This window comes from Duganella sp. CF402 (assembly GCF_900109645.1).
GTDB lineage: Bacteria > Pseudomonadota > Gammaproteobacteria > Burkholderiales > Burkholderiaceae_D > Rugamonas.
In genome coordinates this window covers 3911310-3937411 of sequence record NZ_FOBG01000001.1, presented here as the reverse complement: position 1 = coordinate 3937411, position 26102 = coordinate 3911310, and the positions used below count along the sequence as shown (strand labels likewise).

Below are 26102 nucleotides of genomic sequence, written 5' to 3'. Positions count from 1 at the left end.
ATGGAAAGAACGGAAGTTGAGAGAGCAGACCGTGATTTTACCATTGGCCGGGCACGAAGCCGCCGATGTTATACTGGGCCCTGTTCTTCCTCTATGAGCGTCTATGAAACTTATCGGTTCCCTCGCCAGTCCTTATGTCCGCAAAGTACGTGTCGTGCTGGCGGAAAAAAAGCTCGATTACCAGTTTGAACTGGAAAATGTGTGGGCGGCGGACACCACCATCAGCCAACTGAACCCGCTCGGCAAAGTGCCCAGCCTGGTGATGGAAGATGGCTCGGTGATGTACGACTCGCGCGTGATGGCCGAATACCTCGATACGCTGACCCCGGTGTGCAAGCTGCTGCCGCCCAACGGCCGCGAGCGCGCCGACATCAAGTGCTGGGAAGCGCTGGCCGACGGCATGCTGGATGCAGCCGTGAGCGTGCGCCTGGAGCGCACCATGCGTCCAAAAGAACTGCAGAGCGAAGAGTGGATGGCGCGCCAGATGGGCAAGGTGGCCCTCGGCCTGAAGGCCATGTCGACCCAGCTGGGCGAGCAGGCTTACTGCGCCGGCATCCATTACTCGCTGGCCGATGTGGCGGTGGGTTGCGCGCTGGGCTGGCTGTCGTTCCGCTTCCCGGACATCGCCTGGCGCGACGATTATCCTAACCTGGCCAGGCTGTACGACAAGCTGTCCGAGCGCCAGTCGTTCAAGGACACGGTGCCAGCGTAATCCATGCCGAAAACCACGCCGCCAGAAGCAGAAAGCCGGCGCCTGCAAATGGCCGACATTGCGCGGCTGGCGGGCGTGTCGACTTCCACCGTCTCGCGCGCGCTGGCCGGCAGCAAGCTGATTAGCGAGGAGACGCGCACCCGCGTCATGGAGCTGGCGCGCTCGCTCAAGTACAACATCAATATCGGTGCGCAAAACCTGCGCATGAAGCAGAACCGCACCGTCGGCGTGGTGGTGCCGTATGACCCGGCCACCCGCCAGCACCTGTCCGATCCGTTTTTCCTGTCCATGCTGGGCAGCCTGGCCGACGCGCTGACCGAGCAGGGCTTCGACATGCTGGTCTCGCGGGTGGACGCCAGCGAGCTCGATGCGGCCGCCGCGCCGTTCGATACCGGCCGCGTGATCGGCATCGTGCTGATCGGCCAGTGGCGCCATCACGACCAGCTCAACCAATTGGCGGCACGCCATGTGCCGATCGTGGTGTGGGGCGCGCAACTACCGCAGCAGCTGTACTGCACCGTCGGCGGCGACAATGTGGCCGGCGGCGAGCTGGCCGGCGCGCACTTGCTGGCGCAAGGCCGCAAGCGCATCGCCTTCTTTGGCGATATCAACCTGCCGGAAATCGGCCAGCGCTATGAGGGCTTGTGCAAGGCCCTGGCGGCGGCCGGCATGGCGGCCGACCCGGCGCTGCTGGTGCCGGCGTCGTTTGTGCCGGATGGCGGCCGCCTTGCGGTCGAGGAACTGCAAGCGCGCGGCGTGTCGTTCGACGCCGTGTTTGCCGGCAGCGACCTGATGGCCATGACCGCGATTAACACCCTGCGCCAGCAAGGCGTCGACGTGCCGGGTCGCGTGGCCGTGATCGGCTACGACGATATCGAACTTTCCAGCTACTTCCACCCGCCGTTGACTACGGTGCAGCAACCAGTGCAAGAGGCCGGCCGTGCGCTGGTGGCCTCGCTGCTGGAACTGACCGAGGGCCGTCCGGCACCCTCGCTGCAACTACCTACCCAACTGATCGTCCGCGCCAGTTCTGTGTGATTTGTGCAACCGATTGCAATCGGCTTTAAAAGCCGTTTTAAAAAGTGTTTTGCATTTTTATGCAATCGATTGCATAATGCGTTCACCTGCTCAATAAAGCAGCAACAACGACAATATCTGGAGACGCCACATGGAACACCGCACCCTTAAACTGGGCGGCATCGCTGCCGCCGTCGCAACCGCTGTCCTGCATATGAGCGGCGCCGCCGCGCAGGAAGCCCCGGCCGCAGATGGCCTGAACATGGAGCGCGTGGTCGTCACCGGCACCAGCGGCGCCTCGTCCAAGATGAAAACCAGCGTGTCGATCAGCACCATCGAGGGCGACGCCATCAAGAACGCCGCGCCACTGAGCGCGGCCGAGGTGCTGCGCTCGGTGCCGGGCGTGCGCTCGGAGTCGTCGGGCGGCGAGGGCAATGCCAACATCACCGTGCGCGGTGTGCCGATTTCGGCCGGCGGCGCGCGCTATGTGCAGATCCAGGAAGACGGCCTGCCGGTGCTGCAATCGGGCGACTTCAATTTCATCACGCCAGACAGCTATGTGAAGATCGACGGCACGCTGGACCACCTGGAGGTGGTGCGCGGCGGCTCGGCTTCCACGCTGGCGACCAATGCGCCGGGCGGCATCATCAACTTCATCACCAAGACCGGCGAGGAGCAGGGCGGCCATGTCGCCATCAGCCGAGGCCTGGGCTACGACGAAACCCGCTACGACTTTGACTACGGTGCGCCGATCTCGGACAAGACCCGCTTCTTCATCGGCGGTAACTACCGCACCGGCGAAGGCGTGCGCAATACCGGCATGAGCACCGAGGACGGCGGCCAGATTCGCGGCAATATCACGCATGACCTGGATAATGGCTTTATCCGCCTGTCGTTCAAACACCTGGACGATAAATCGCCGACCGCGCTGCCGGTGCCGGTGCAGGTGGTGAACAAACAGATCCAGGAAATCCCCGGCATCGATCCGCGCACGGTGAGCTTCTACTCGCCGTACTGGGTGCGCGATGTGGTCCTCAGCAAGAACAACACGCCGGTATCGACCAACGTCAACGACGGCCTGAAAGTGAAGAGCGATTCGCTCGGCCTCGAAGGCTCGTTCGACCTGGGCGACGGCTGGAACCTGAGCGACAAGTTCCGCACCTCCAGCAACAGCGGCCGCTTTGCCGGCGTGTTCGCCGCCAATAACGGCACGGTCGGCAACTACACCTTCGCTACTGGCCCGAACAAGGGCAAGGCTTACAATGGCCGCGCCTTCTCGGCCGTGGTGTTCAACACCTCGATCGACGACGCCGGCAATACGCTGAACGACACCAAGCTGGCCAAGACCTTCAAGCTGGCGGACGGCAGCAAGCTGACCACCACCGCAGGCCTGTACCTGTCGACGCAAAAGCTGGCGTTGACGTGGAACTTCAACGAGTACCTGATGCAGGCCACCGGCGACAAACCGGCGCTGCTGCAAACGTCCAGCGCCACGCCGGGGTTGGTGGGCCCGGCTTTCGGCGGCTGCTGCTCGCGCGCGGTGGACGTGGAGTACAAACTGACGTCGCCTTACCTCAATCTCGGTTATGAAGCCGGTCCGTTGAACGTCGACGCCAGCATCCGCCAGGACCGCCAGCAGGCCAGCGGCACCGCCAATATCGCCACGATCAGCAACGGCACGCTGCGCTACGATGCGGCCACCGAGCAGTTCGTGGACTACAAGCTGAATCACAATTCGTACTCGGTCGGCGGCAACTACGCGTTCTCGAAAAACCTGTCGGCGTTTGCCCGCGTCAGCGACGGCGTGTCCTTCAACGCAGATCGCATCCTGTTTGGCACGCCGCTGGATGGCAGCGCGCCGATCAACATCAACACCGTCAAGCAGATCGAGGGCGGCGTGAAGTGGCGCAGCGGCGGCATCAGCACCTTCGTCACGCTGTTCCAGGCCAAGACCGACGAGAGCAACTACGAGGCCACCACCCAGCGCAGTACCTCCAACAAGTACGATGCGAAAGGCGTGGAGCTGGAGGGCGCGTACAGCAACGGCGGCTTCCGCATCACCGGCGGCATGACCTACACCGACGCCAAGATCACTGGCACCGCCGCAGCGGATGTGGCCAATATCGGCAATACGCCGCGCCGCCAGGCCAAGTATATTTACCAGCTCGCGCCTAGCTATTCGATGGGAGACGCCACCTTCGGCGCCAGCTTGATCGGCACCGGAAAGTCGTGGGGTGACGATGCGCATACCATCGTGCTGCCGGCGTATGAAGTGGTGAATGCCTACGTCAACTACAGCGTCACGCCGAAGGCGACACTGTCGCTGAGCGTGAATAACCTGTTCAACAAGATCGGCTACACCGAAGTGGAAGGCGACGGCCACGCCGCCCGCTCCATCTCCGGCCGCGCCGCGAAAGTCAGCCTGTCCTATGCCTTCTAAAGAAATGTCGCAACGCCTGGCCGTCCACGAACCGGTGCTGCGCCGGTTGCTGGCCGGCCTGTATGGTGAACACGCGCACTTCGACGCGTGGCTGGGCGAGTTGATGGCGTCGCTGGAGGCGCTGCACTCGGCGCGTCCGGCGGAGCTGCGGGCGCTGGATGAACAGCGCGCCGCGCAGCCGGACTGGTTCCTCAGCCAGCGCATGCTGGGCTACTGCGCCTATGTGCAGAACTTCGGCGGCGACTTGAATGGCGTGGCGGCGCGCATTCCGTATCTGCAGGAGATGGGCGTCAGCTATCTGCACTTGCTGCCTTTCCTGCGCGCGCGGGCAGGCGAGAATGATGGCGGCTTCGCGGTGTCCAGTTTTGATGACGTGGAGCCGGCGCTGGGCACTAATGCCGATCTCGATGCGTTGACTACACAACTGCGCGCGGCCGGCATCAGCCTGTGCTCGGACTTCATTCTGAATCACGTGGCGGACGATCACGCATGGGCGCTTGCCGCGAAGGCCGGCGATGCGGCGGCGCGCGCCATGTTCCTGGTCTATCCCGACCGCGAGATGCCGGACCGTTACGAGCGCACGCTGGGGCAGGTGTTCCCGCAAGTCGCACCGGGCAACTTCGTTCAGGTGGATGCGATGGGCGGCTGGGTGTGGAGCACGTTCTACCCGTACCAGTGGGACCTGAACTACGCCAACCCGGCGGTGTTTGCCGAAATGGCGGTGGCCTTGCTGCGACTGGCGAATCGCGGCATTGAAGTATTCCGTCTCGACTCCACCGCCTTCCTGTGGAAGCGCGAAGGCACCAACAGCATGAACCAGCCGGAGGCGCACCAGATCCTGCAAGCCTTGCGCGCGATTGTCGATATCGTGGCGCCGGGCGTGCTGCTGAAGGCCGAAGCGATTGTGCCGACGTGCGAGTTACCGGCCTACCTGGGCAGCGACGAGGCGCGCGAGTGCCACATCGCCTATCACAGCAGCCTGATGGCCGCTGGCTGGCTGGCCTTGTCCGAGCAAAGCACCAGCGCGATGCGCGAGGTGATACGCAACACGCCGGCGCTGCCGCAAGCCGCCACGTGGCTCAGCTACGTGCGCTGCCACGACGATATCGGCTGGAACGTGCTGCGCGCCGAAGCCGCAGCCGGTGGGCACGATGCCAACGCACGCCTGGCGCGCGCGGCGCGCTTCTACACCGGTGCCGAGGACAGCTACGCCGCCGGCGCATCGTTCCAGAGCAGCGATCCGAACGCGGCGCACGGCAGCAACGGCATGGCGGCATCGCTGGTGGGCCTGCAAACCGCGCGCAGCGACGAAGAGCGCGAGCAGGCCATGCGCCGCATGCTGCTGCTGCATGGCCTTGCACTGAGCTTCGGTGCGCTGCCGGTGCTGTACATGGGCGACGAGCTGGCGATGGAGAATGACTACAGCTACCTGCATCGTCCACAGCACGCGATGGACAGCCGCTGGCTGCAGCGTCCACGTTTCGACGATGAGCGCTGGCAGCATCGCAGCGAAGGCTGCATGTACCAGTCGCTGCAAAGTCTGCTGGCAGCGCGCCGCCGGCATGAGGCACTGGCGGCCAACGCACCGCGCACCTTGCTGGACGATGCGCCGGATGGCATGCTGGCGCTGGCGCGCGGCGAGCGTTTCCTCGCCCTGATGAACTTCTCCGGCCAGCCGCAAAGCTATGCGCTGCAGGGCCGGTGGACCGACTGCCTGGACGGGCGCATACTGGATGGCGCGGCCACGCTGGCGCCGTATGCAATGCAATGGCTGGAACGTGGAGCGGCAGCATGAGCAAACATACCATCGCGGTCTTCGGCGAAGCACTGGTGGACGATTTCATCACCGAGCAGGTGGTGGGTGGTGCACCGTTCAACGTGGCGCGCAACCTGGCCGCATTCGGTGTCGCCACATTGATGGTCACACGCATCGGCGCCGACAAGAACGGCGCCCGCATCGGCGACGAGTTTGCGCGCTTCGGCATGAGCAAGGCGGCGCTGCAGGTCAATGAGCGCGAGGCTACCGGCCGCGTGGTGGTCGAACGCAATGCGGACGGCCATCGCTTCATCATCCTGCCGGACCAGGCTTACGATTACGTGGAGACCGCGCCGGCATTGCAAGCGCTGGCTGAGGCGCAGCCTGCGGTCATCTACTTCGGCACGCTGGCGCAGCGCCATCCGCAATCGCGCGCCACCTTGCGCGCCATGCTGGATGCGTCCCGCGCGCAGCGCTATCTGGACTTGAATGTGCGCGAAGGCCAGGTCACCGAGCGCATCGCCCACGAGTCGCTCAAGCTGGCCGACATCGTCAAGGTCAACGAGGATGAACTGCAAGACCTGTTCCGCTGGTACACCCACACCGAGCCGGCCGACATGCAGGAGTCTTGCCAGACGCTGATGCGCACTTTCGGCCTGCAAGGGCTGATCGTCACGCTGGGCGAGCGCGGCGCGCTGCACTTTGCCGCCGATGGCACGGTGACGTCCAGCCATGAATGCTTTGCGCCGCCGCGCATCGTCGATACCGTCGGCGCGGGCGACGCCTTCTCCGCCGTGTTCCTGTTCGGCCAGTCGCAGGGCTGGCCGCTGCCGCTCACGCTGGCGCGTGCGAACGCCTTTGCCGGCGCCATTTGCGGCATTCCGGGCGCAGTGCCTGAAGATATCGGCTTCTATACCTCATGGCTGCAGCGCTGGAATGCGGGAGCGGTGGCATGAAGCCGCGCCTGTCGTTCTGGCAGATCGTGAACATGAACATTGGGTTCTTCGGCATCCAGTTCAGTTTCGGCCTGCAGCAGAGCAGCATGAGCCCCATTTACAAATACCTCGGCGCCGATGAAGCCAGCTTGCCGTATTTGTGGCTGGCCGGTCCCATGACCGGGCTGCTGGTGCAGCCGCTGATCGGCGCCATGAGCGACCGCACGGTCACGCGCTGGGGGCGGCGCACGCCGTACTTCCTGATTGGCGCCATCCTGTGCAGCCTGGGCTTGCTGGCGATGCCGTTCAGTCCCACGCTGTGGATGGCGGCCAGCCTGTTGTGGATACTGGACGCGGCCAACAACGTGACGATGGAGCCGTACCGCGCCTTCGTCAGCGACAAGCTGCAACCGGAGCAGCACTCGATCGGCTTCCTGACTCAGAGCGCCTTTACCGGCCTCGGACAAACGCTGGCGTACCTGACGCCATCTCTGCTGGTCTGGCTGGGCATGAACAAGGATGCCGTCAACAGCAGCCATATTCCGCACATTGTGATCGTGGCGTTCCTGATCGGCGCTGTGTTCTCGATCAGTTCCGTGCTGTGGACTTTGAAGACGACCAAGGAAAATCCGTTGAGCGCGGAGGAGCTCAGCGCCATGCGTGCCAGGCCGGCCGGCTGGCGCCATGCGCTTGGCGATATCGTCAGCGCGGTGCGCGAGATGCCGTCCACCATGCGCCAGCTGGCGTGGGTCAAGCTGTTCCAGTGGTATGCGATGTTCTGCTATTGGCAGTACATCATGCTGTCCCTGTCGACCACGATTTACGGCACCACCGACCAGGCCTCGCAGGGCTTCCGCGATGCCGGCCTGCTGGCGGGGCAAGTCGGTGCGTTCTACAACTTCATCGCCTTCCTGGGGGCGCTGGCGCTGGTGCCGTTCACGCGCCGCTATGGGCCGAAGATCACCCACAGCGTTTGCCTGGCGCTGGCCGGCGCCGCCATGCTGGCGATCCCGCTGATTCATACGCCGCTGTTGCTGCTGGTGCCGATGGTGGGCATCGGGCTGGCGTGGGCCAGCATCATGGGCAATCCATATGTGATGCTGGCGGGCTGCATACCGCCGGAGCGCACCGGCGTCTACATGGGCATCTTCAATATGTTTATCGTGATCCCGATGATCATCCAGATCTTCACGCTGCCGCTGTACTACCGCAGCCTGCTGGGCGGGAACCCGGAGAACGTGATTCGTTTGGCTGGTGTGTTGATGCTGTGCGGCGCGGTGGCCGTGTTGATGGTGAAGATGAAAAAAACGCCAGCTTGAGGCTGGCGTCCGTTTTTACTCTTCGTTGATCTGGCTCTGCAGGTAGTTCTGGATGCCGATCTTGCTGATCAGGTCCAGCTGCGTTTCCAGCCAGTCGATGTGTTCCTCGGTGTCTTCGAGGATCATCAGCAGCAGGTCGCGCGACACGTAGTCGGCGGCCTTCTCGGCGGCGGCGATGCCTTCCTTGACGGTGATCTGTGCGCCTTTTTCCAGCTTCAGGTCGCAGTTGATCATCTCTTCGGTGTTCTCGCCGATCATGATCTTGTGCATGGCTTGCAGGTTAGGCAGGCCGTCCAGCATCAGGATGCGGTCGATCAGTTTGTCGGCGTGCTTCATTTCGCCGATCGATTCTTCGTATTCTTTCTTGGCGATCTTTTCCAGGCCCCAGTGCTTGTACATGCGTGCATGCAGGAAGTACTGGTTGATCGCGGTGAGTTCGTTGGTCAGCTGTGCATTCAGCAAGCGGATGACTTCTTGGTCGCCCTTCATGGGAGGCTTTCTACAATGGTTGCGGGAATACCGGCATTTTGCCATGAACAGGCAGTCAACGTGTAGCGAATGACCATGAATCGGGAGCTAAGTGTATCAATATCCCCGGCCTGAAAATCTTGGCGCTAATGACAATTATTACCATTCTCAGTGTGTGGCAACCCACTGAGCGTTAGCACGTGCGGCGCTACCATGCAGTCTTAACCGAGGAGAACGATATGGACGCAATTCATCATCAGGATTTGCTCGGCGAAGACGCCGTGCGCAAGATTCGTGGTTTCATCGAGAGCACCCCGGGCTGCTTCTTTTGCACCAATGGCCTGGACGGCGGCCCCGGCGACGCGCGGCCCATGACCGCGCTGCAGGTCGACGAGATGGGCAATCTCTGGTTCATCTCTGCCAGCGATAGCCTGAAGAACGTGGAGCTGGCCGGCGATCCGTCAGCCACGCTGTACTTCCAGGGCTCGTCGCACTCCGAGTTCATGCATCTTGAAGGCATCGCCACCGTGACGCGCGATTCGCTCAAACTCAAGGAACTGTGGAGCTTCACGATGAAGACCTGGTTCACCGAGGGCGAGGACGATCCGCGCATCACGCTGATCAAGTTCGCGCCGACCTACGGCTACTACTGGGATACCAAACACGGCAAGGCCGTGGCCAGCGTCAAGATGCTGCTTGGCGCCGTGATTGGCAAGACGATGGATGACTCCATCGAGGGGAGGCTGGATCTTTAGCCGAGCTGGAAGTTGATCGGCACCAGCGCGTACACCGGGATGGCCTTGCCATCCTCAACGTGCGGTTTGAACAGCGCGCGCAGCACGGCCTGGCGGCCGGCTTCGTCGAGGTTGTTGGATCCCGACGATTTCTGCACGACGACTTGTTCCGCCGTGCCTTTCTCGCCGATCAGCACGCGCAGCGTCACAACACCGGTCTCGCCCATGCGGCGCGAGATGCTCGGGTAGTTCGGCTGCGGTGCGCGTATATATTCCACACCAGATACGGTTTTCGGCGCGGCCGGTTGCGGCGGCGCTGGTGGTGCGGCTTGCGCCACCGGTGCTGCCACGGCCGGCGCCGGCTCGCTAGCACGCGGTTGCGGCGGCGGCAGCGTGATGGTCGGCTCGGTCTGGACGATATTCACTTGCGGCAGCGGCGGCACGAAGGTTTGCTTCGGCTGCACCAGCGGCACGGTCTTCGGCGGCGGCGGGGCCTTCAGCGGTTCCGGCGCGGCGACGAAGGTGACGTTGACCACCTGCGGCAGGATGGCATGCGTGACGGAGCGCAGCATGCCTGAATAAGCGAGGTAAAACACCACAGCGTGGCCTACGACGATGGCGGCCAGCGGGGCCAGCTTGCGCCCACGGCGCTGGAACTCGTCCCCGGACAGCGTCGCTGCCGGGCGGTAGGCCAGGGTGTTCATTAGTTGGCGAAAGCCGGGCGTTTCAGCACGGTTTCCTTGATTTCGGTGGCGGCGGCTTGCGCGGCCAGCTGTTCGGTGAGGATGTCTTCGGCGCAGGAGAAGCATTGGCCGCAGCAGGTGGCAACACCCAGCGCGTCGCGCAGTTCTTCCATCGACGTGATACCCAAGTCCATTGCTTGACGGATTTCGCGATCGGAGATGTTGTTGCAAACACAAACAATCATTGATGCACCTTCTGGCTAAGATTTGGTTAAGGCATTCCTGACATGATTGTCATCAACTTAATGCGAATCATTATCATTAATCGTATACTGCCCTAAACTTCAGCAGTTTGCAAGCTAAATAGAAGTCATTCGCATTACCGTTTATAATGCTAGTATCAAATTCCGGCCGGAAAGTACTCATGACGCACGCTACTCCCCTCATCACTCTCGACACGCTCAAGGTTGGCGCCAGCGCCACCGTGGTCCATGTCGCGCCCGGCGCAGACGTGGACGGCGGCCTGCACCTGGCGCGCCGCCTGATGGAACTGGGCTTCGTGCCGGGCGAGAAAATCCGCATGCTCAAGCGTGGCATGCCGGGCGGCGAACCGTTGGCGATCAAGGTCGGCAGCTCCACTTTTGCATTGCGCCGCTTTGAGGCTGCGCTGGTTTCGATTCAACCGGAATAAATAATGGGTGCAGTAGAAAAAGAGGCGTCGCAGGCGCCGGTTGTGAACCGCACGCCGATGGTGGCGCTGCTGGGCAACCCTAATTGCGGCAAGACCGCCTTGTTCAATCGCCTGACCGGCGCGCGCCAGAAGGTGGCCAACTACGCCGGTGTGACCATCGAGCGCAAGGAAGGCGCGTTCACCACCGGCGCCGGCAACGGCTTCCGCGTGCTGGATCTGCCGGGTGCGTACAGTTTGTCGGCCCACACGCCGGACGAGGAAATCACGCGCGACGTGGTGGCCGGCCTGCGCAAGGGCGAAGCCGCGCCGGACGTGGTGGTGTGCGTGGTCAATGCCACCAACCTGCGCCTCAACCTGCGCCTGGTACTGGAAATCAAACGCCTCGGCCTGCCGATGCTGCTGGCGCTGAACATGATGGACGTGGCGAAGAAGCGCGGCATCCACGTCGACGCCGCGCGCCTGTCGCAAGAGCTGGGCATGCCGGTGGTGGAAACCGTGGCGGTGCAGGCCGGCGGCGAGAAAGCGCTGCTGCAGGCGCTGGACGCGATGTGGCCGCTGCCGGTGAGCCAGCCGAATGCGCTGTCGGCCATCGACGCGGTCGGCGTGGAAGAGACGCAGCGTGAAGTGCGCCGCATCCTCGAGCTGGCGGTCAGTTCGCCGGCCACTGCCGAAGACACCATGACCGAGAAGGTCGATAATGTGGTGCTGCACCCGGTGCTCGGCCCGATCATCCTGGCGGTGCTGATGTTCCTGGTGTTCCAGGCGGTGTTCACCTGGGCCACGCCGGCGATGGACCTGATTAAAGACAGCGTCGATCATCTCGGCTCGGTCGTGCGGGATGCGATGCCGGACGGCGTGTTGCGCAGCCTGCTGGTGGAAGGTGTTTTTGGCGGCGCTGGCATGGTGCTGGTGTTCCTGCCGCAGATTCTGATTTTGTTCTTCTTCATCCTGGTGCTGGAAGATTGCGGCTACCTGCCGCGCGCGGCCTTCCTGCTGGATCGCCTGATGGGCGGCGTGGGCTTGTCGGGCCGCGCCTTCATTCCACTGCTGTCCAGCTTTGCCTGCGCGATCCCGGGCGTGATGGCGGCGCGTACCATTCAAAATCCGCGCGACCGTCTGGTGACCATCATGATCGCGCCGCTGATGACGTGTTCGGCGCGCTTGCCGGTGTATGCGCTGATTATCGCGGCGTTTATTCCTGAGCGCGAAGTGTACGGCTTCCTCAGCCTGCAAGGGCTGGTGCTGTTCACGCTGTACTTCGCCGGCATCTTTTCGGCGATGGCGGTGGCCTACTTCTTCAAGCGCGCGCTGGGCGCCAACCAGCAGCAGCCGCTGATGCTGGAACTGCCGGCCTACCACTGGCCGCACCTGCAGAACCTGGCGCTGGGCCTGTGGGAACGCGCCAAGATCTTCCTGACGCGCGTGGGTACGATTATCTTGACGCTGATGATTTTGCTGTGGTTCCTGAGCTCCTTCCCGGGCGCACCGGAAGGCGCGACGCATCCGCCGATTTACTACAGCCTGGCCGGCATCCTGGGACGCGGCCTCGAATACATCTTCGCGCCGATCGGCTTCAACTGGCAGATCTGCATTGCGCTGGTGCCGGGCCTGGCCGCGCGTGAAGTGGCGGTGGGTGCGCTGGGCACGGTGTACGCGCTGTCGCAGAGCGGCGAGGAGCTGGCGCAGTCGCTGGAGCCGATCATCGCCGCCTCGTGGACCTTGCCGACCGCCTTGTCGCTGCTGGCGTGGTACGTGTTTGCGCCGCAGTGCATGTCGACTTTGTCGGTGGTGCGGCGCGAGACCGGCGGCACGCGCTATGCGCTGCTGATGGCGGGCTATATGTTTGCGCTGGCGTACGTGGCGTCGTTCCTGACGTTCCGGATTTCGTCGGCCCTGATTGGAGGCTGATATGTGGCAGCAGATTATCGTCGCAGTGATCGTGTTGGTGGCCTTGGCGCACTTCTGCACCAAGTACCTGCCGGCGGCCTTGCGCCGCCAGATCGTCGGCGCGCTGGCGAAGCGTGGCTACGATGAAGCGCGCATGGCCAAGCTGTTCAACATCAAATCCGGCTGCGGCGACGACACCGGCTGCTCCAGCTGCGGCTCCTGCGACAGCGCGCCGCCCGCCAAATCCGATGCGCCCCTCAAGCGCGTCATCAAACTGCACGTGCAGCGCTAATCCCTGAGGCGGCGCAAAGCCGCCTGTAGCCGTCCGTTTTATCTTGTCCGCAGATGATTGATTTCTCAATTTCTGCGGATAAGATGAAAAATGGTGATCACCTTTGATCCCAAAAAAGACAAGCTCAACAAGCGCAAGCATGGCGTTTCGCTGGCGGCTGCCTCTGAGCTTGACTGGGATAATGCGGTTATTTAGACAGATGCACGTTATGCCTACACGGAACTGCGAGAGTGCGCGCTGGGTCTAATCGCTTATCACATGTACCACGTGTCTTTTGTAGATCGCGGGGATATTCGACGCATCATTAGCTTGCGCAAAGCTAGTCCTGAGGAGGAGTGGCGTTATGCTGGACAAAAGTAAAATCGTATTCTGGCCCCCGGAGGAGGCGGCTGCCATTCATGCTGCTGCGCTATCTGATCCGGATGCGCAGCCGTTGACGGAGGAGGAATTGGCGCAGTTCCGGCCTTGGCGGGCGCGATTGCTGGCGCCGCCGGGTTCGCCGACTGTCTCGTTGACGATGGAGTTTGATGCGGCAACCATTGCGGCGTTCCAGCGTCAGGGGGACGACTGGCAGCAGGGCATTAATGCCGTGCTGCGCGAGTGGGCGATCAGGCGTGGCTTTGTGCCGTTCCCGGAATAAGCCTCAACCGCAATACGGGTCGAAGGTTTCTGCTTGCGCCATCGGCCAGTAGTGGCCGAACACTGGCGGCAGGCGCGAGAGCTGGCTTGGGTCCAGCAGTTCGCCCGGTTCCAAAAACGGCAGCAGCGTCGAGGCCAGTTTCACCTGCGTCGACGAGATGCGCCGCACCAGGTGGCGCGGGCGCAGTTGCGACGGGTGCGTCAGGCCGGCGGCGGCGATCAGCTGCGCCAGCGCCTTCATCGTATTCTCATGGAAGTTGGCCACGCGCTGGATTTTGTCCGGCACCACCAGCGCGCGCTGGCGGCTCTTGTCTTGCGTGGCGACGCCGGTCGGGCAGCGGTCGGTGTGGCAGCTTTGCGACTGGATGCAGCCCAGCGCGAACATGAAGCCGCGCGCCGAATTGCACCAGTCCGCCCCCAGCGCCAGCGTGCGCGCAATGTCGAACGCGGTGATGATCTTGCCCGAGGCGCCGATCTTGATCTTGTCGCGCAGGTTGGCGCCCACCAGCGTGTTATGCACCAGCAGCAGCGCTTCCTGCAGCGGCGTGCCGACGTGGTCGGTGAATTCGACCGGCGCCGCGCCGGTACCGCCTTCGCCGCCGTCGACCACGATGAAGTCCGGCACGATGCCGGTCGCCAGCATGGCTTTGACGATGCCAAAGAATTCCCACGGATGGCCGATCGACAGCTTGAAGCCGGTCGGCTTGCCGCCCGACAGATTGCGCAGGCGCTCGATGAACTCCAGCATCTCGATCGGCGTGCTGAAGGCCGAGTGGCGCGCCGGCGAGACGCAATCCACGCCGGTCGGCACGCCGCGCGTCAGCGCAATCTCGGGCGAGATCTTGGCCGCCGGCAGCACGCCCCCGTGGCCCGGCTTGGCGCCCTGCGACATCTTCAGCTCGATCATCTTGACCTGCGGCGAGGCTGCGTTGGCGGCGAACTTCTCTTCCGAGAAAGTGCCGTCGGCGTTGCGGCAGCCGAAGTAGCCTGAGCCGATTTCCCACACCAGGTCGCCGCCATGCTGGCGATGATAGGGACTGATGCTGCCTTCGCCGGTATCGTGCATGAAGCCGCCCTGTTTGGCGCCGCCATTCAACGCCAGGATGGCGTTGGCCGACAGCGCGCCAAAGCTCATTGCCGAGATGTTGAACACGCTGGCCGAGTAGGGCTGGGCGCGCGGGCAGTCCGGGTGGTTGCCGATCTCGATGCGGAAGTCGTGCGGCTGCTCGGGCGCCGGCGCGATCGAGTGGTTGATCCATTCATAGCCGGGCGCGTAGACGTCGAGCTGGGTGCCGAACGGGCGCTTGTCGGTGTCGAGCTTGGCGCGCTGGTAGACGATGCTGCGCTGGTTGCGCGAGAACGGCTCGGCCACCGTGTCGTCTTCCAGGAAGTACTGGCGGATCTCGGGGCGGATCGATTCGAAGAAGAAGCGGAAGTGCGCCATGATCGGATAGTTGCGGCGCAGCGCGCGCTTGGTCTGCACCAGGTCGCTGATGCCGACGATGGTGAGCGCGGCGGCCACCGCCGGGATTTCCCACGGCGCCCCCAGCGCCAGTGAAACCAGCAGGGTGACGACAGCGGCATTGAGGGCGAGGTAACGTGGCGACAGCAAATTCATGGACACTCCGGCGACGGCTAGCGATCCGTCGAGTGTACTGCTGTTTCCCGGAGGAATCCACATCCATAGGGGAGGTGCTGCGCACAGGCGGCTCAACAATGTTAAGCTGGCGGCGTCGCGGCGCACGGCCGTTCTTTTTTCTCGGGATACCCACCATGATCGTTGTCCACCATCTCAACAACTCACGTTCGCAGCGGGTGCTGTGGCTGCTGGAAGAACTGGGCCTGGAGTACGAAATCGTGCGCTACCAGCGCGATCCCAAGACCATGCTGGCGCCGCCGGAACTGCTGGCGGTTCATCCGCTGGGCAAGTCGCCGGTGATCAGCGACGGCGAGATCGTGGTGGCCGAATCGGGTGCGATTGTCGAGTACCTGATCGACACCTATGGCAATGGCCGCCTGGTGCCGCCGGCCGGCACGGCGGAGCGCCGCCGCTGGACCTACTTCCTGCACTACGCCGAAGGCTCGGCAATGGCGCCGCTGTTGATGAAGCTGATCTTCGACCGGGTGGAGACCAGCCCGGCGCCATTCTTCGTCAAGCCGATCGCGCGCGGCATTGCGCAACGTGTGAAGGGCAGCTACATCCTGCCGCAGATCGAGCGCCATCTCGATTACCTGGAAGCGGAATTGAACAAGACGCCGTGGTTTGCCGGCGCCGAATTCAGCGCCGCCGATATCCAGATGAGCTTCCCGCTGGAAGCCGCCTCCGCGCGCGGCGGTCTGGACGAGCGCCGTCCGAACCTGAGCGCCTTCCTCAAACGCATCCACAGCCGCCCAGCCTTCCAGCGCGCCCTCGAACGCGGCGGCCCCTACGAACTGCTGAAGTAAGTCGGTTAGAATGGCGGCTTGAACAAGCCCGGATGAAGTTGAACATGGGTAGACTCCTTGCCATCGACGGCCTCAATATTGTGCGCCGCGTCTACGAAGCCAGCCAAGAACCTGACAGTCCCGAGAAGGCCGACATCGCGCTGCGTCATGCGCTGTCGTCGTTCCGCACGCTGCTGCACGACCACGACCCCACCCACGTGCTGCCCGCCTTCGATTTCGGCGGCCGCACCTGGCGCCACGATTTGTATGCCGGCTACCGCGAGGGCCGCGCACCGATGCCGTCGCCGCTGCGCGATGCGCTGCCGGGCTTTTACGAGAAGCTGCGCGGCTTCGGCATGCATGTGGTGTCGCTGCCCGAAGTGGAGGCCGACGATGTGATCGGCACGGTGGTGACGCGCTGGCTGGCCGAGGGACGCGGCGAAGCGACCATCGCCACCACCGACAAGGACTTGCACGGCCTGATCGCCAACGGCGCCCGCGTGTGGGACCACTTCAAGGGCGAATGGCATGACCATGCGTGGGTCGAGAAGAAGTGGGGCGTGCCGCCCGAGCAGCTGCCCGACCTGCTGGCGCTGATGGGCGATGTCACCGATTCGATTCCCGGCGTGTCCAAGGTGGGCGTGAAGACCGCCGCCAAACTGTTGCGTACATACGGCACTCTGGACGCCATCATGGCCGGCGCCGGTATTCTGAAGGACACGCTGGGCGAAAGACTACGAAAAGAACGCGAAATGCTGTATCTTTCTCGACAACTGGTAGCATTAAAAACAGATGTGCGGGTTGGCGTCAGCTGGAATATGCTGGCTTGGTCCCACTAATAACAAGGTTTGCAAGATGTTAAAAGCAGTCGTTATCGATCCAAGCGCCGTCGCTCGCGGCTTGCTCAACACTGTGCTGCTGGATGGCGGCTACGATGTGGTGGGTCTCTCCCACACCACGCTCGCGGCCATGACGCTGATGATCAAACACCAGCCGCACATTGTCTGCATCGCCAAGGAGCAGATTGAGAATGATCCGGCATCGCTGGCCGAGATCCGCGCCAATTGGCCGAAGACCCTGGTCTTCATGGTGTCCAGCGAACTCGATGCCGGCACCATTCAATCGGCGCATGGGATGGGCGTGAGCGGCTTTATCGTCAAGCCGTTCAAGGCTGATACCGTGCTGAATACGATTCGTAACGTGGTGATCGCGATGGTCAAGCGGCAGCGCGCCGCGATGGAGAAGGCTGCCGGCGAAACCCCGCCGGCAGAGGGCTCGGAGTAAGCCGGATCAGGCGATGATTCCGCCGCCCAGGCAGACGTCGCCGTCGTACAGCACTGCCGACTGGCCCGGGGTAACGGCCCACTGGGCATCCATGAATTTCAACGCGAAGTCGGAGTCGCCTTCCGGCGCGATTTCGCACGCCACATCGGCCTGGCGATAACGGGTCTTGGCCGACATCGCGCGCGCTTCCGGCGCCTCGCCGGCGACCCAGCTGGCCTGGTCGGCGCGCAGCGTCGACGACAGCAGCCACGGATGGTCATGCCCCTGCACGATGTACAGCACGTTGTTGGCCACATCCTTCCTGGCCACATACCACGCGTCGTTGCTGCCGTCGGCGTTCTTGTACGCCTTCAAACCACCAACACCGATGCCCTTGCGCTGGCCCAGCGTGTAGAACGACAGGCCCACGTGCTCACCCACCACCTTGCCGTCCGGCGTCATCATCGGCCCCGGCTTGTACGACAGGTAGCGGTTCAAAAACTCGCGGAACGGACGCTCGCCGATAAAGCAGATGCCGGTTGAATCCTTCTTGGCCGCATTCGGCAGTTTCAGCTTCTCGGCGATCTTGCGCACTTCGGTTTTCGGAATCTCGCCCAGCGGGAACAGGGTGCGCGACAACTGCGCCTGGTTCAGGCGGTGCAGGAAGTAGCTCTGGTCCTTGGTGTGGTCGACCGCCTTCAGCAGTTCGCTCTTGCCGCCGTTGTGGCGCACGCGCGCGTAGTGGCCGGTGGCGATCAGGTCCGCACCCAGCGACATGGCGTGATCGAGGAAGGCCTTGAACTTGATCTCGGCATTGCACAGCACATCCGGGTTCGGCGTGCGGCCGGCCTGGTATTCGCGCAGGAAGTCGGCAAACACGCGGTCCTTGTATTCGCTGGCGAAGTTGACCGCTTCAATATCCACGCCTACGACGTCGGCCACCGACGCCGCGTCGATCCAGTCCTGGCGCGTGGAGCAGTATTCGGAGTCGTCGTCGTCTTCCCAGTTCTTCATGAACAGGCCGATGACTTCATAGCCTTGTTCTTTCAGCAGCCACGCCGAAACCGAGGAATCTACCCCGCCCGACATGCCGATAACGACTCTCTTCTTACTCATTACCTATCCATTCGCAGTGCTAAGCGCTTCCTTGAACACGGAAGCGTGTGTTTGTATCAGTTCCAGCGGCGCGCGGCGGCCCGCCAGATATTCATCGACGCATTGCAGCACGGTCGGGCTGCGGTGACGGTCGGCGCAGGCGGCCAATTCGTCGCGCGTCAGCCACATGGTGCGCAAAATGCCTTCGTCCAAAGGACGGTCATGTTTCTCGCCCGGATAGCCGCAGAAAGTGAAACGCAGATACGTCACTTCCTCGCCGGTGCGGTTGGAGGTGTAGCGCGACATATACATGCCGACCAGCGCCGTCGGCGTGAAGTCGTAGGCCGTTTCCTCCAGGGTTTCGCGGATTACCGCTTCCTGCAAGGACTCATACGGGTCGAGATGACCAGCAGGCTGGTTGATGCGGATGCCATCGCTGGTCTCCTCTTCGATCAGCAAGAACTTGCCATCTTTTTCGACGATGGCGGCAACAGTAACAGAGGGTTTCCAGATACGCGGCATGAGTCATCCTTGAAAGAGCCGATATTTTAGCCTGTTCCGGCCATTTGGTTTGCGCTCGCAGCAAATTGCCGGGTAATTCATGACAAATAGTCACACTTGAAGTGATGAAACCAGTGGCTATAAAACATTAAGTATTAAGTATCATGGTCTAAAAATCCATGATAGATTCTAGTCAGTTTATTAATCATTTGGAGGCACCATGAGAATAAGCGTACCGGCCGAAACCCGGCCGGGTGAGACCCGGGTGGCGGCCACCCCGGAGACTGTCAAGAAGCTGGCCGCCAAGCACCAGGTGCTGGTGCAAGCCGGTGCAGGTCTGGCAGCTTCCGTCACCGACGAAGCCTATGTTGCAGCTGGTGCACAAATTGTGCCCGCCAGCGAAGTCTGGGCAGCCGATGTGATCCTCAAAGTTCGTGCCCCCAATGCGGATGAGCGCGCCCAGATCAAGCCGGGGACGGTGGTGATCGGGATGCTTAATCCTTTCGATGCAGACAACAATGCCGCGATGGCAACAGCCGGCCTGCAGGCGTTCGCGCTGGAAGCCGTGCCGCGCATCACCCGCGCGCAGTCGATGGACGTACTGTCGTCGCAAGCCAACATCGCCGGCTACAAGGCAGTGATGGTGGCGGCCAATACCTACCAGCGTTTCATGCCGATGCTGATGACGGCAGCCGGCACGGTGAAGGCGGCGCGGGTGCTGATCATGGGCGTGGGCGTGGCCGGTTTGCAGGCCATTGCCACCGCCAAGCGCCTCGGCGCGGTGATCGAGGCGTCCGACGTGCGCCCGCCGGTGAAGGAGCAGGTGGAATCGCTGGGCGCCAAGTTCATCGACGTGCCGTACCTGACCGATGAAGAAAAAGAAATCGCGCAGGGCGTGGGCGGCTATGCCCGTCCGATGCCGGCCGACTGGATGCGCCGGCAATCGGAGCTGGTGCATGAACGCGCCAAGCTGGCCGACATCATCATCACCACCGCGCTGATTCCGGGCCGTCCGGCGCCGGTGCTGATTTCCGAAGACACCGTGAAGGCCATGAAGCCGGGCTCCGTGATCGTCGACCTGGCGGTATCGCAGGGCGGCAACTGCCCGCTGTCGGAGTTGAACAAGACGGTGGTCAAGCATGGCGTGCATATCGTCGGCGAGCCGGACCTGGCCACCCACGTCGCGGCCGATGCGTCGGCGCTGTACGCACGCAATGTGCTGGACTTCCTCAAGCTCATCATCGACAAGGAAGACAGGCTGGTGATCGACCGCGAGGACGAAATCATCAAGGCCACGCTGCTGTGCAGCGGCGGCGAACTGCTGCGCAAATAAGGAGACTGACATGGAAATCAGCCACACCATCATTAATCTGATTATTTTTGTTCTCGCGATTTACGTCGGCTACCACGTAGTCTGGACCGTGACGCCGGCGCTGCATACGCCGCTGATGGCGGTGACCAATGCGGTATCGGCCATCATCATCGTCGGCGCCATGCTGGCCGCCTCGCTGACCGAGGGGATCGTCGGGCAGGTGGCCGGCACGGTGGCGGTGGCGCTGGCTGCGGTCAATGTGTTCGGCGGCTTCCTGGTCACGCAGCGCATGCTGGAGATGTTCAAGAAGAAGGAACCGAAAGCCAAGGCAGGAGATAAAGCATGAATTTCATCTCCATGAATCTGGTGACGATGCTGTATCTGATTGCATCGGTGTGTTTCATCCAGGCGTTGAAAGGGCTGTCCTCGCCGGCTACGGCGCGGCAGGGTAATGCGTTTGGCATGACCGGCATGGCGATCGCGTTTGTGACCACCATTGCGCTGATCCTCAAGCTGCAATCGGAAGCTGCTGCGGCAGCGGCGGCAGGCACGGGCAGCGGCTTGGGCCTTGGACTGGTGGCGCTGGGCGTGATCGTCGGCGGCGGCATTGGCGCGGTGCTGGCCAAGAAGGTCGAGATGACCAAGATGCCGGAACTGGTGGCGGCGATGCACTCGCTGATCGGTCTCGCTGCGGTTTGCATCGCGGTGGCGGCGGTGTCGGAGCCGCATGCATTTGGCATCGCGGCGATTGGCGAAGCGCTGCCGACCGGGAATCGTATCGAGCTGTTTATCGGTACCTTTGTTGGCGCGATTACGTTCTCCGGTTCGGTGATCGCGTTCGGCAAGCTGTCCGGAAAATACAAGTTCCGTTTGTTCCAGGGCGCGCCGGTCAGCTTCGCCGGCCAGCATTTGTTGAATCTGGTGTTGGCGATTGTGATGGTGGGCCTGGGCTTGGCGTTTGTGGTGGCCGGCGGTACCGAGCCTGCTTGGGTGCCGTTCCTGATCATGACCGCGATTGCGTTTGTGCTCGGTGTGCTCATCATCATCCCGATCGGCGGCGCGGACATGCCGGTGGTGGTGTCGATGCTGAACTCCTACTCCGGCTGGGCGGCGGCAGGTATCGGCTTCTCGCTGAATAACTCGATGCTGATCATCGCCGGCTCGCTGGTGGGTTCGTCGGGCGCCATCCTGTCGTACATCATGTGCAAGGCGATGAACCGTTCGTTCTTCAATGTGATCCTGGGCGGCTTTGGCGGTGCGCCGGCGGAAGCGGGTGCTGGCGGTGCGAAGGAACAGCGTCCGGTCAAATCCGGTTCTGCCGATGATGCGTCGTTCATCATGGCCAACGCCGAGAGCGTGATCATCGTGCCGGGCTACGGCCTGGCGGTGGCGCGCGCGCAGCACTCGCTGAAGGAGCTGGTGGAGAAGCTGACCCACAAGGGCGTGACGGTGAAGTATGCGATCCACCCGGTGGCGGGCCGCATGCCGGGCCACATGAACGTGCTGCTGGCGGAAGCCGAAGTGCCGTACGATCAGGTGTTCGAGATGGAGGACATCAACGGCGAATTCGGGCAGACCGACGTGGTGCTGATTCTGGGCGCGAACGACGTGGTCAACCCGGCGGCCAAGGATCCGAAATCGCCGATCGCCGGCATGCCGATCCTGGAGGCGTACAAGGCCAAGAGCATCATCGTCAACAAGCGCTCGATGGCCTCCGGCTACGCAGGCCTGGACAATGAGCTGTTCTATCAGGCCAACACCATGATGGTCTTCGGCGATGCCAAGAAGGTCATCGAGGATATGGTCAAGGCGGTGGAGTAAGTTCACTTTTTGTGAATGATATATTCGTTTTGAGCCGATTGATGGTGGGTTTGGTGAAGCATAAGATGGCTTCACTAACCCACTTCAAGGAGTTTCAAAATGAACCGTCTGCAAAACAAAGTCGCTATCGTCACTGGCGCATCTTCCGGCATCGGCCGCGCTACCGCCAAACTGTTTGCCGCTGAAGGCGCCAAAGTTGTTGTCGCTGCTCGTCGTCAAGCCGAACTGGATAGCCTGGTCGCCGAGATCAAGGCCGATGGCGGTGTCGCCATCGCGCTGGCTGGCGACGTCACTTCCGAATCGTTTAACGCACAATTGGTTGCCACCGCTGTTGAGGCGTTTGGCCGGTTGGATATCGCCTATAACAACGCCGGCACGCTGGGCGAAATGGGCGAGACCAGCGGTGTTTCCGAGCAGGGTTGGAATGACACGCTGGCGGCTAATCTGACCAGTGCTTTCCTGGGCGCGAAACATCAGGTGCCGGCGATGGCCAAGCATGGCGGCGGTTCGGTGATTTTCACTTCGACCTTTGTCGGCTATAGCTTCGCCTTCCCTGGCGTGGCGGCTTATGCGGCCAGCAAGGCAGGCTTGATCGGTTTGACGCAGGCGCTGGCGGCGGAATATGGCCCGCAAGGCGTGCGTGTGAATGCCGTGCTGCCCGGTGCTGTGGATACGCAGATGTACCGCGACATGAATAACACGCCGGAGTCGACTTCCTTCATCACCAATCTGCACGCCCTCAAGCGCGTGGCGCAGCCGGAGGAATTGGCGCGTTCGGTGCTGTACCTGGCTTCGGATGATTCCTCGTTCGTGACCGGCACCGCATCGCTGGTGGATGGCGGCGCGTCGATCACCCGCACGTAATTAGCGGTGGCCGTACATCATCAGTTCCGCCAGCAGACTGCGGGCAGGGCTGATGATGTCGATGGCGGCCAGCGAAAGGCCTAGCAGTGATTGGGCTGGCGAGTCGTTGGCGAAGATACGCGCCATCGTGTCGGTGATGCGCACGGTGGTGTTGCGGTCGCGCTGGCGTAGTTCGGTGAATTGCGACAGCATCGTTGGCGTCGCGCCGTGTGCCAGCAGGCGTGCCAGCACGGTCACGTCGCGCAGGCCTAGGTTCAATCCTTGCCCCGCCACCGGATGCAGCGTTTGCGCTGCGTTGCCGATGGCGACGGTGCGTGTCGAACTGCGCGGATCGGCGTTCAATCCCAACGGGAAGGCAAGACGCGCCGTGGCGTGCGTGAAGCGACCCACGCGGTCGCCGAAGGCTGCGCCCAGCGCTTGCAGGAAGTCGGCGTCGTTCAATGCTTGCAATTCGGCGGCGGTATGCGGGCGTACGCACCACACCAGTGAATACTCATCATCCTGCGGCAGCAATGCCAGCGGGCCTTGTTCCGTAAAGCGTTCGTAGGCGCGATGCGGGGGCGGTGCGCTGCTGCGTACTTGCGCGATGATCGCGGTCTGTTCGTAGTCGCGGTTGGTGGCGCGGGTTTGCTGTTCGTTGAATAGCCCGCCCTCGGCCTGCACCACAATGGCGGCGCGCAGCGTTTGGGCTTTGTCGCCGACGCTGAGCGTGAGCGTCACGGCATCTTCCGATTCGTCGAGCGCTTCAACGCGCGCGGGACGCAACGAGGCGATGCCGGCGCGTTCGCACACCGCGCCCAGTGCGCTGACCAAGTGGCCGTAGCGGCTCACATAACCCAGCGCCGGCAAATCGTAGTCCTTGCGGTCGATCATGCTGCGCCCGAACTGTCCGCGGCGCGAAACGTGTATCTGCTCGATGGCGGTGGCCGCAGCAGGCCAGCCGCCGATGGGTTCCAGTATCTGCCGGCTGCCCCACGATAGCGCCAGCGAGCGCGGATCCTTACCGGCTTGTTCCAGCGTCTTCGCATCAATCAGCGCGATGCGGCTTGCCGCCACGCCGCGCCTGACCAGCAGCGCCGCCAGCGCCATGCCGGCCGGTCCCGCGCCGCAGATGGCGATGTCGTAGTCCAGTTCAGTCATGCTGCATCAATGCTTCAATCTCGGCCACGGTCTTGGGCGCTGCTGCGCTCAGGATGGTGTAGCCGCCGGCCGTCACCAGCACGTCGTCTTCGATGCGGATGCCGATGTTCCAGTATTCCTCCGGCACGCCTTCCGCCGGACGCACGTAGATGCCCGGTTCGACTGTCACCACCATGCCCGCTTGCAGCGCGCGCGACGGCTTGTCGGCTTGCGTGACGTCGCGGTACTGGCCGACGTCGTGCACGTCCATGCCCAGCCAGTGGCCGGTGCCGTGCATGTAGAACTGCAGGTAGGTCTTGTTGGCGATAACTTCGTCCAGCGTGCCTTTCAGCAGGCCGAGATCCAGCATGCCTTGCGCCAGCACCTTGACCGCCGCTTCGTGCGCGCCGGAGTAGGGCAGGCCGGGGGCGATGGCGTTCAGCGCGGCGGCTTGCGCTGCCAGCACCAGTTGATACAGGCGCTTTTGCGGTTCGCTGAAACGACCGTTGACCGGGAAGGTGCGCGTGATGTCGGAGGCGTAGCCATCGAGCTCGCAGCCGGCGTCGATCAGCACCAGGTCACCGTCTTTCGACTGCGCGTTGTTGGCGTTGTAGTGCAGCACGCAGGCATTGGCACCCGCTGCGACGATGGAAGTGTAGGCTGGCGCCTGCGCGCCGTTGCGGCGGAATTCGTACAGCAGTTCCGCTTCCAGTTCGTATTCATGGCAGCCAACGCGGGCCGCGCGCATGGCGCGGATGTGCGCTTGCGCCGAGATGGTGGCGGCGCGCAGCATGGTGGCTTGTTCGCTATCGTCTTTCAGCAGGCGCATTTCGTCCAGCAGCGGCAGCAGGTCGACCGTGGATGCGGGCGGTGTGACGCCGGTGCGCGATTTGGCGCGCACAGCGGACAGCCAGCCTGCTACGCGCGCATCGAGTTTTCCGCCCAGCGGGTAGTACAGCGCTGGCGCGTTGGACAGCAGGGTGGCCATTTGCTCATCCAGCGTTTCGATGGCGTGCGCCTGGTCGAAGCCGAAGGCCTCGCGTGCGGCTTCAGGTCCGTAGCGATAGCCGTCCCAGATTTCGCGGTCGAGGTTTTTCTCGCGGCAGAACAGGATGGCGCGTGCGGGCGTTTCGCCTGCGGCGGCGATCAGCACCACCAGCGCTTCCGGTTCGGTGAAGCCGGTCAGGTAGTAGAAGTAGCTGTCGTGGCGGTACGGGTAATCGCTGTCGCTGTTGCGCGCGACTTCCGGTGCGGTCGGCAGCACGGCCACTGACCCCGGTGCCATTTGCGCCAGCAGGCGCGCGCGGCGGGCGGCGTAGCCGGCGATGTCGAGCTGCGCCGCGCCCGTCGCCGCGCCAGCGGTTGCAGCGGCGGTGCTGGCGGCGGCCGTCATCACTGCACGCCCTTGCCGGCCGGGACCAGCGCTGCCAGCGGTGCATTCAGCAGGTCCAGCTGCGTGACGGTGCCGACGTTGTGCCACTCGCCTTGATACACTTCGCCGCCGACCTGCTTCTTGTCCGCATATTCGCGGATCAGCGGGCCAAGCTTGGCGTACTCGCCGGCGGCGATGCGGTCAAACATCTCCATGCGGTACACGCCGATATTCCCGAAGGTCCATTTCGGCGAGCCGTCGTTGGTCAGCGTGTACATGTTCATGCCGAAGTCGCCCTCCGGATGCCAGTCGGGATTCGGCACCATGTACAGCCAGCAGATATCGCGCTTGTCGGCCGGGTAGGGATTGCCCCACATGTCCTTGTCGTGCAGGACGTCCTTCACTTGCTCGAAGTCGAAGTAGGGCGTGTAGATGTCGCCGGAGATGGCCACGAACGGTTCCTCGCCCAGCAGGTGGCGCGCCTTGGCGATGCCCCCCGCCGTTTCCAGCGCGGTCTCTTCGTGCGAGTACAGCAGCTTGGCGCCGAACTGGCTGCCGTCGCCCAGCGTCTGCTCAATCTGGCCGCCCAAATGCGCGTGATTGATAACGATCTCGGTGATCCCGGCTTTCACCAGATTCAGGATGTGCCAGACGATCAGCGGCCGGCCGCGCACCTTGAGCAGCGGCTTGGGCGTGGTGTCGGTCAGTGGACGCATGCGCTCACCGCGACCGGCGGCGAAAATCATCGCTTTCATGCG

At 62.8% G+C, this 26102-nt stretch carries 27 protein-coding genes and 1 pseudogene; 19 read left to right on the top strand and 9 right to left on the bottom strand.

Features of this window, described 5'->3' with window-relative positions; translation table 11 throughout:
• The first annotated feature begins 103 nt into the window (after window positions 1–103).
• The 6 genes from BMZ70_RS17680 to BMZ70_RS17655 all read left to right on the top strand — a co-directional run bounded on the left by BMZ70_RS17680 (window position 104) and on the right by BMZ70_RS17655 (window position 8179).
• Complete coding sequence (locus tag BMZ70_RS17680) at window positions 104–712, top strand: glutathione S-transferase N-terminal domain-containing protein (RefSeq protein ID WP_092277139.1); 609 nt, start codon at window positions 104–106, stop codon at window positions 710–712.
• Between the two features lie 3 nt (window positions 713–715).
• Window positions 716–1750, top strand: coding sequence for a LacI family DNA-binding transcriptional regulator (locus BMZ70_RS17675; RefSeq protein WP_092277136.1), 1035 nt, complete (start codon window positions 716–718; stop codon window positions 1748–1750).
• A gap of 130 nt (window positions 1751–1880) precedes the next feature.
• The gene (locus BMZ70_RS17670) at window positions 1881–4169 is read left to right on the top strand and encodes a TonB-dependent receptor (RefSeq protein WP_092277133.1); all 2289 of its coding nucleotides are present in this window, start codon (window positions 1881–1883) and stop codon (window positions 4167–4169) included.
• Window positions 4159–5964, top strand: coding sequence for an alpha-amylase family glycosyl hydrolase (locus BMZ70_RS17665; protein ID WP_092277130.1), 1806 nt, complete (start codon window positions 4159–4161; stop codon window positions 5962–5964). Before BMZ70_RS17670 ends, BMZ70_RS17665 begins: the two co-directional genes overlap by 11 nt.
• On the top strand, window positions 5961–6881 hold the full coding sequence (locus tag BMZ70_RS17660; RefSeq protein WP_092277127.1) for a PfkB family carbohydrate kinase: 921 nt from the start codon (window positions 5961–5963) through the stop codon (window positions 6879–6881). The genes BMZ70_RS17665 and BMZ70_RS17660 overlap by 4 nt, the downstream gene beginning before the upstream one ends.
• Entirely contained in the window at window positions 6878–8179 is a 1302-nt protein-coding gene (locus BMZ70_RS17655; protein ID WP_092277124.1) for an MFS transporter, read from the top strand. The genes BMZ70_RS17660 and BMZ70_RS17655 overlap by 4 nt, the downstream gene beginning before the upstream one ends.
• A gap of 15 nt (window positions 8180–8194) precedes the next feature.
• On the opposite strand, the gene bfr is transcribed toward BMZ70_RS17655, so the two are convergent.
• On the bottom strand, window positions 8195–8668 hold the full coding sequence (gene bfr, locus BMZ70_RS17650) for a bacterioferritin (RefSeq protein ID WP_092277121.1): 474 nt from the start codon (window positions 8666–8668) through the stop codon (window positions 8195–8197).
• 218 nt (window positions 8669–8886) lie between these two features.
• Between bfr and BMZ70_RS17645 the strand changes: the two genes are divergently transcribed.
• Complete coding sequence (locus tag BMZ70_RS17645) at window positions 8887–9402, top strand: pyridoxamine 5'-phosphate oxidase family protein (RefSeq protein WP_092277118.1); 516 nt, start codon at window positions 8887–8889, stop codon at window positions 9400–9402.
• Here the strand turns inward: BMZ70_RS17645 and BMZ70_RS17640 are convergent.
• Window positions 9399–10085, bottom strand: a complete 687-nt coding sequence (locus BMZ70_RS17640) for an energy transducer TonB (RefSeq protein ID WP_092277115.1) — start codon at window positions 10083–10085, stop codon at window positions 9399–9401. The genes BMZ70_RS17645 and BMZ70_RS17640 overlap by 4 nt on opposite strands.
• Complete coding sequence (locus BMZ70_RS17635; RefSeq protein WP_092277112.1) at window positions 10085–10309, bottom strand: (2Fe-2S)-binding protein; 225 nt, start codon at window positions 10307–10309, stop codon at window positions 10085–10087. Before BMZ70_RS17635 ends, BMZ70_RS17640 begins: the two co-directional genes overlap by 1 nt.
• Window positions 10310–10488: 179 nt before the next feature.
• On the opposite strand from BMZ70_RS17635, the gene BMZ70_RS17630 reads away from it, so the two are divergent.
• From BMZ70_RS17630 to BMZ70_RS17610, 5 genes and pseudogenes are all read left to right on the top strand, one after another.
• Window positions 10489–10755: a FeoA family protein gene (locus BMZ70_RS17630; protein ID WP_092277110.1), complete on the top strand. Its 267-nt coding sequence runs from the start codon at window positions 10489–10491 to the stop codon at window positions 10753–10755.
• A gap of 3 nt (window positions 10756–10758) precedes the next feature.
• Window positions 10759–12663, top strand: a complete 1905-nt coding sequence (locus BMZ70_RS17625; RefSeq protein ID WP_092277107.1) for a ferrous iron transporter B — start codon at window positions 10759–10761, stop codon at window positions 12661–12663.
• A 1-nt stretch (window position 12664) separates the two neighbouring features.
• Entirely contained in the window at window positions 12665–12934 is a 270-nt protein-coding gene (locus BMZ70_RS17620) for a DUF6587 family protein (protein ID WP_092277104.1), read from the top strand.
• Between the two features lie 210 nt (window positions 12935–13144).
• Window positions 13145–13294, top strand: a pseudogene (locus BMZ70_RS29325) (BrnT family toxin); the annotation flags it as partial.
• The gene (locus BMZ70_RS17610; protein ID WP_092277101.1) at window positions 13278–13574 is read left to right on the top strand and encodes a BrnA antitoxin family protein; all 297 of its coding nucleotides are present in this window, start codon (window positions 13278–13280) and stop codon (window positions 13572–13574) included. The pseudogene BMZ70_RS29325 and the gene BMZ70_RS17610, both read left to right, overlap by 17 nt.
• A gap of 3 nt (window positions 13575–13577) precedes the next feature.
• Here the strand turns inward: BMZ70_RS17610 and BMZ70_RS17605 are convergent, their stop codons facing one another.
• Complete coding sequence (locus BMZ70_RS17605) at window positions 13578–15185, bottom strand: FMN-binding glutamate synthase family protein (RefSeq protein ID WP_092277954.1); 1608 nt, start codon at window positions 15183–15185, stop codon at window positions 13578–13580.
• Between the two features lie 161 nt (window positions 15186–15346).
• Here BMZ70_RS17605 and BMZ70_RS17600 point away from each other — a divergent pair, with 161 nt between their 5' ends.
• From BMZ70_RS17600 to BMZ70_RS17590, 3 genes are read left to right on the top strand one after another with little or no spacing between them, the layout of a single operon-like run.
• Entirely contained in the window at window positions 15347–16018 is a 672-nt protein-coding gene (locus BMZ70_RS17600) for a glutathione S-transferase (RefSeq protein WP_092277098.1), read from the top strand.
• Window positions 16019–16062: 44 nt separating this feature from the next.
• Window positions 16063–16836, top strand: a complete 774-nt coding sequence (locus BMZ70_RS17595; RefSeq protein WP_092277952.1) for a 5'-3' exonuclease — start codon at window positions 16063–16065, stop codon at window positions 16834–16836.
• A gap of 16 nt (window positions 16837–16852) precedes the next feature.
• The gene (locus BMZ70_RS17590) at window positions 16853–17281 is read left to right on the top strand and encodes an ANTAR domain-containing response regulator (protein ID WP_092277095.1); all 429 of its coding nucleotides are present in this window, start codon (window positions 16853–16855) and stop codon (window positions 17279–17281) included.
• Window positions 17282–17287: 6 nt separating this feature from the next.
• Here the strand turns inward: BMZ70_RS17590 and mnmA are convergent, their stop codons facing one another.
• Together mnmA and BMZ70_RS17580 are read right to left on the bottom strand one after the other, a co-directional pair.
• Window positions 17288–18376, bottom strand: coding sequence for a tRNA 2-thiouridine(34) synthase MnmA (gene mnmA / locus BMZ70_RS17585; protein WP_092277092.1), 1089 nt, complete (start codon window positions 18374–18376; stop codon window positions 17288–17290).
• A gap of 3 nt (window positions 18377–18379) precedes the next feature.
• Complete coding sequence (locus tag BMZ70_RS17580) at window positions 18380–18877, bottom strand: NUDIX hydrolase (protein WP_092277089.1); 498 nt, start codon at window positions 18875–18877, stop codon at window positions 18380–18382.
• A 199-nt stretch (window positions 18878–19076) separates the two neighbouring features.
• Between BMZ70_RS17580 and BMZ70_RS17575 the strand changes: the two genes are divergently transcribed.
• The 4 genes from BMZ70_RS17575 to BMZ70_RS17560 all read left to right on the top strand — a co-directional run bounded on the left by BMZ70_RS17575 (window position 19077) and on the right by BMZ70_RS17560 (window position 22853).
• On the top strand, window positions 19077–20189 hold the full coding sequence (locus BMZ70_RS17575; protein ID WP_092277086.1) for a Re/Si-specific NAD(P)(+) transhydrogenase subunit alpha: 1113 nt from the start codon (window positions 19077–19079) through the stop codon (window positions 20187–20189).
• A 10-nt stretch (window positions 20190–20199) separates the two neighbouring features.
• On the top strand, window positions 20200–20514 hold the full coding sequence (locus BMZ70_RS17570; protein WP_092277083.1) for an NAD(P) transhydrogenase subunit alpha part 2: 315 nt from the start codon (window positions 20200–20202) through the stop codon (window positions 20512–20514).
• Entirely contained in the window at window positions 20511–21989 is a 1479-nt protein-coding gene (locus BMZ70_RS17565; RefSeq protein ID WP_092277081.1) for an NAD(P)(+) transhydrogenase (Re/Si-specific) subunit beta, read from the top strand. The genes BMZ70_RS17570 and BMZ70_RS17565 overlap by 4 nt, the downstream gene beginning before the upstream one ends.
• Before the next feature lie 99 nt (window positions 21990–22088).
• Window positions 22089–22853, top strand: coding sequence for an SDR family oxidoreductase (locus BMZ70_RS17560; protein ID WP_092277078.1), 765 nt, complete (start codon window positions 22089–22091; stop codon window positions 22851–22853).
• On the opposite strand, the gene BMZ70_RS17555 is transcribed toward BMZ70_RS17560, so the two are convergent.
• The 3 genes from BMZ70_RS17555 to murU all read right to left on the bottom strand — a co-directional run bounded on the left by BMZ70_RS17555 (window position 22854) and on the right by murU (window position 26099).
• Window positions 22854–23993: a UbiH/UbiF/VisC/COQ6 family ubiquinone biosynthesis hydroxylase gene (locus tag BMZ70_RS17555; RefSeq protein ID WP_092277075.1), complete on the bottom strand. Its 1140-nt coding sequence runs from the start codon at window positions 23991–23993 to the stop codon at window positions 22854–22856.
• Window positions 23986–25299, bottom strand: a complete 1314-nt coding sequence (pepP, locus tag BMZ70_RS17550) for a Xaa-Pro aminopeptidase (protein WP_229205490.1) — start codon at window positions 25297–25299, stop codon at window positions 23986–23988. Before pepP ends, BMZ70_RS17555 begins: the two co-directional genes overlap by 8 nt.
• A 65-nt stretch (window positions 25300–25364) precedes the next feature.
• Window positions 25365–26099 (bottom strand): N-acetylmuramate alpha-1-phosphate uridylyltransferase MurU, encoded by a 735-nt coding sequence (gene murU / locus BMZ70_RS17545; protein ID WP_092277069.1) that lies wholly within the window; start codon window positions 26097–26099, stop codon window positions 25365–25367.
• Window positions 26100–26102: the final 3 nt, after the last annotated feature.

Bases quoted from the DNA above. Each gene is read 5' to 3' on its own strand.
- BMZ70_RS17675 (WP_092277136.1), top strand. From the start codon at position 716: ATGCCGAAAACCACGCCGCCAGAAGCAGAAAGCCGGCGCCTGCAAATG.
- BMZ70_RS17645 (WP_092277118.1), top strand. From the start codon at position 8,887: ATGGACGCAATTCATCATCAGGATTTGCTCGGCGAAGACGCCGTGCGC.
- BMZ70_RS17660 (WP_092277127.1), top strand. From the start codon at position 5,961: ATGAGCAAACATACCATCGCGGTCTTCGGCGAAGCACTGGTGGACGAT.
- BMZ70_RS17570 (WP_092277083.1), top strand. From the start codon at position 20,200: ATGGAAATCAGCCACACCATCATTAATCTGATTATTTTTGTTCTCGCG.
- BMZ70_RS17630 (WP_092277110.1), top strand. From the start codon at position 10,489: ATGACGCACGCTACTCCCCTCATCACTCTCGACACGCTCAAGGTTGGC.
- BMZ70_RS17670 (WP_092277133.1), top strand. From the start codon at position 1,881: ATGGAACACCGCACCCTTAAACTGGGCGGCATCGCTGCCGCCGTCGCA.
- BMZ70_RS17565 (WP_092277081.1), top strand. From the start codon at position 20,511: ATGAATTTCATCTCCATGAATCTGGTGACGATGCTGTATCTGATTGCA.
- BMZ70_RS17590 (WP_092277095.1), top strand. From the start codon at position 16,853: ATGTTAAAAGCAGTCGTTATCGATCCAAGCGCCGTCGCTCGCGGCTTG.
- BMZ70_RS17555 (WP_092277075.1), bottom strand. From the start codon at position 23,993: ATGACTGAACTGGACTACGACATCGCCATCTGCGGCGCGGGACCGGCC.
- bfr (WP_092277121.1), bottom strand. From the start codon at position 8,668: ATGAAGGGCGACCAAGAAGTCATCCGCTTGCTGAATGCACAGCTGACC.
- BMZ70_RS17575 (WP_092277086.1), top strand. From the start codon at position 19,077: ATGAGAATAAGCGTACCGGCCGAAACCCGGCCGGGTGAGACCCGGGTG.
- BMZ70_RS17640 (WP_092277115.1), bottom strand. From the start codon at position 10,085: ATGAACACCCTGGCCTACCGCCCGGCAGCGACGCTGTCCGGGGACGAG.
- BMZ70_RS17600 (WP_092277098.1), top strand. From the start codon at position 15,347: ATGATCGTTGTCCACCATCTCAACAACTCACGTTCGCAGCGGGTGCTG.
- BMZ70_RS17610 (WP_092277101.1), top strand. From the start codon at position 13,278: ATGCTGGACAAAAGTAAAATCGTATTCTGGCCCCCGGAGGAGGCGGCT.
- mnmA (WP_092277092.1), bottom strand. From the start codon at position 18,376: ATGAGTAAGAAGAGAGTCGTTATCGGCATGTCGGGCGGGGTAGATTCC.
- BMZ70_RS17635 (WP_092277112.1), bottom strand. From the start codon at position 10,309: ATGATTGTTTGTGTTTGCAACAACATCTCCGATCGCGAAATCCGTCAA.
- BMZ70_RS17580 (WP_092277089.1), bottom strand. From the start codon at position 18,877: ATGCCGCGTATCTGGAAACCCTCTGTTACTGTTGCCGCCATCGTCGAA.
- BMZ70_RS17595 (WP_092277952.1), top strand. From the start codon at position 16,063: ATGGGTAGACTCCTTGCCATCGACGGCCTCAATATTGTGCGCCGCGTC.
- BMZ70_RS17655 (WP_092277124.1), top strand. From the start codon at position 6,878: ATGAAGCCGCGCCTGTCGTTCTGGCAGATCGTGAACATGAACATTGGG.
- BMZ70_RS17620 (WP_092277104.1), top strand. From the start codon at position 12,665: ATGTGGCAGCAGATTATCGTCGCAGTGATCGTGTTGGTGGCCTTGGCG.
- BMZ70_RS17560 (WP_092277078.1), top strand. From the start codon at position 22,089: ATGAACCGTCTGCAAAACAAAGTCGCTATCGTCACTGGCGCATCTTCC.
- BMZ70_RS17625 (WP_092277107.1), top strand. From the start codon at position 10,759: ATGGGTGCAGTAGAAAAAGAGGCGTCGCAGGCGCCGGTTGTGAACCGC.
- BMZ70_RS17680 (WP_092277139.1), top strand. From the start codon at position 104: ATGAAACTTATCGGTTCCCTCGCCAGTCCTTATGTCCGCAAAGTACGT.
- BMZ70_RS17665 (WP_092277130.1), top strand. From the start codon at position 4,159: ATGCCTTCTAAAGAAATGTCGCAACGCCTGGCCGTCCACGAACCGGTG.
- murU (WP_092277069.1), bottom strand. From the start codon at position 26,099: ATGAAAGCGATGATTTTCGCCGCCGGTCGCGGTGAGCGCATGCGTCCA.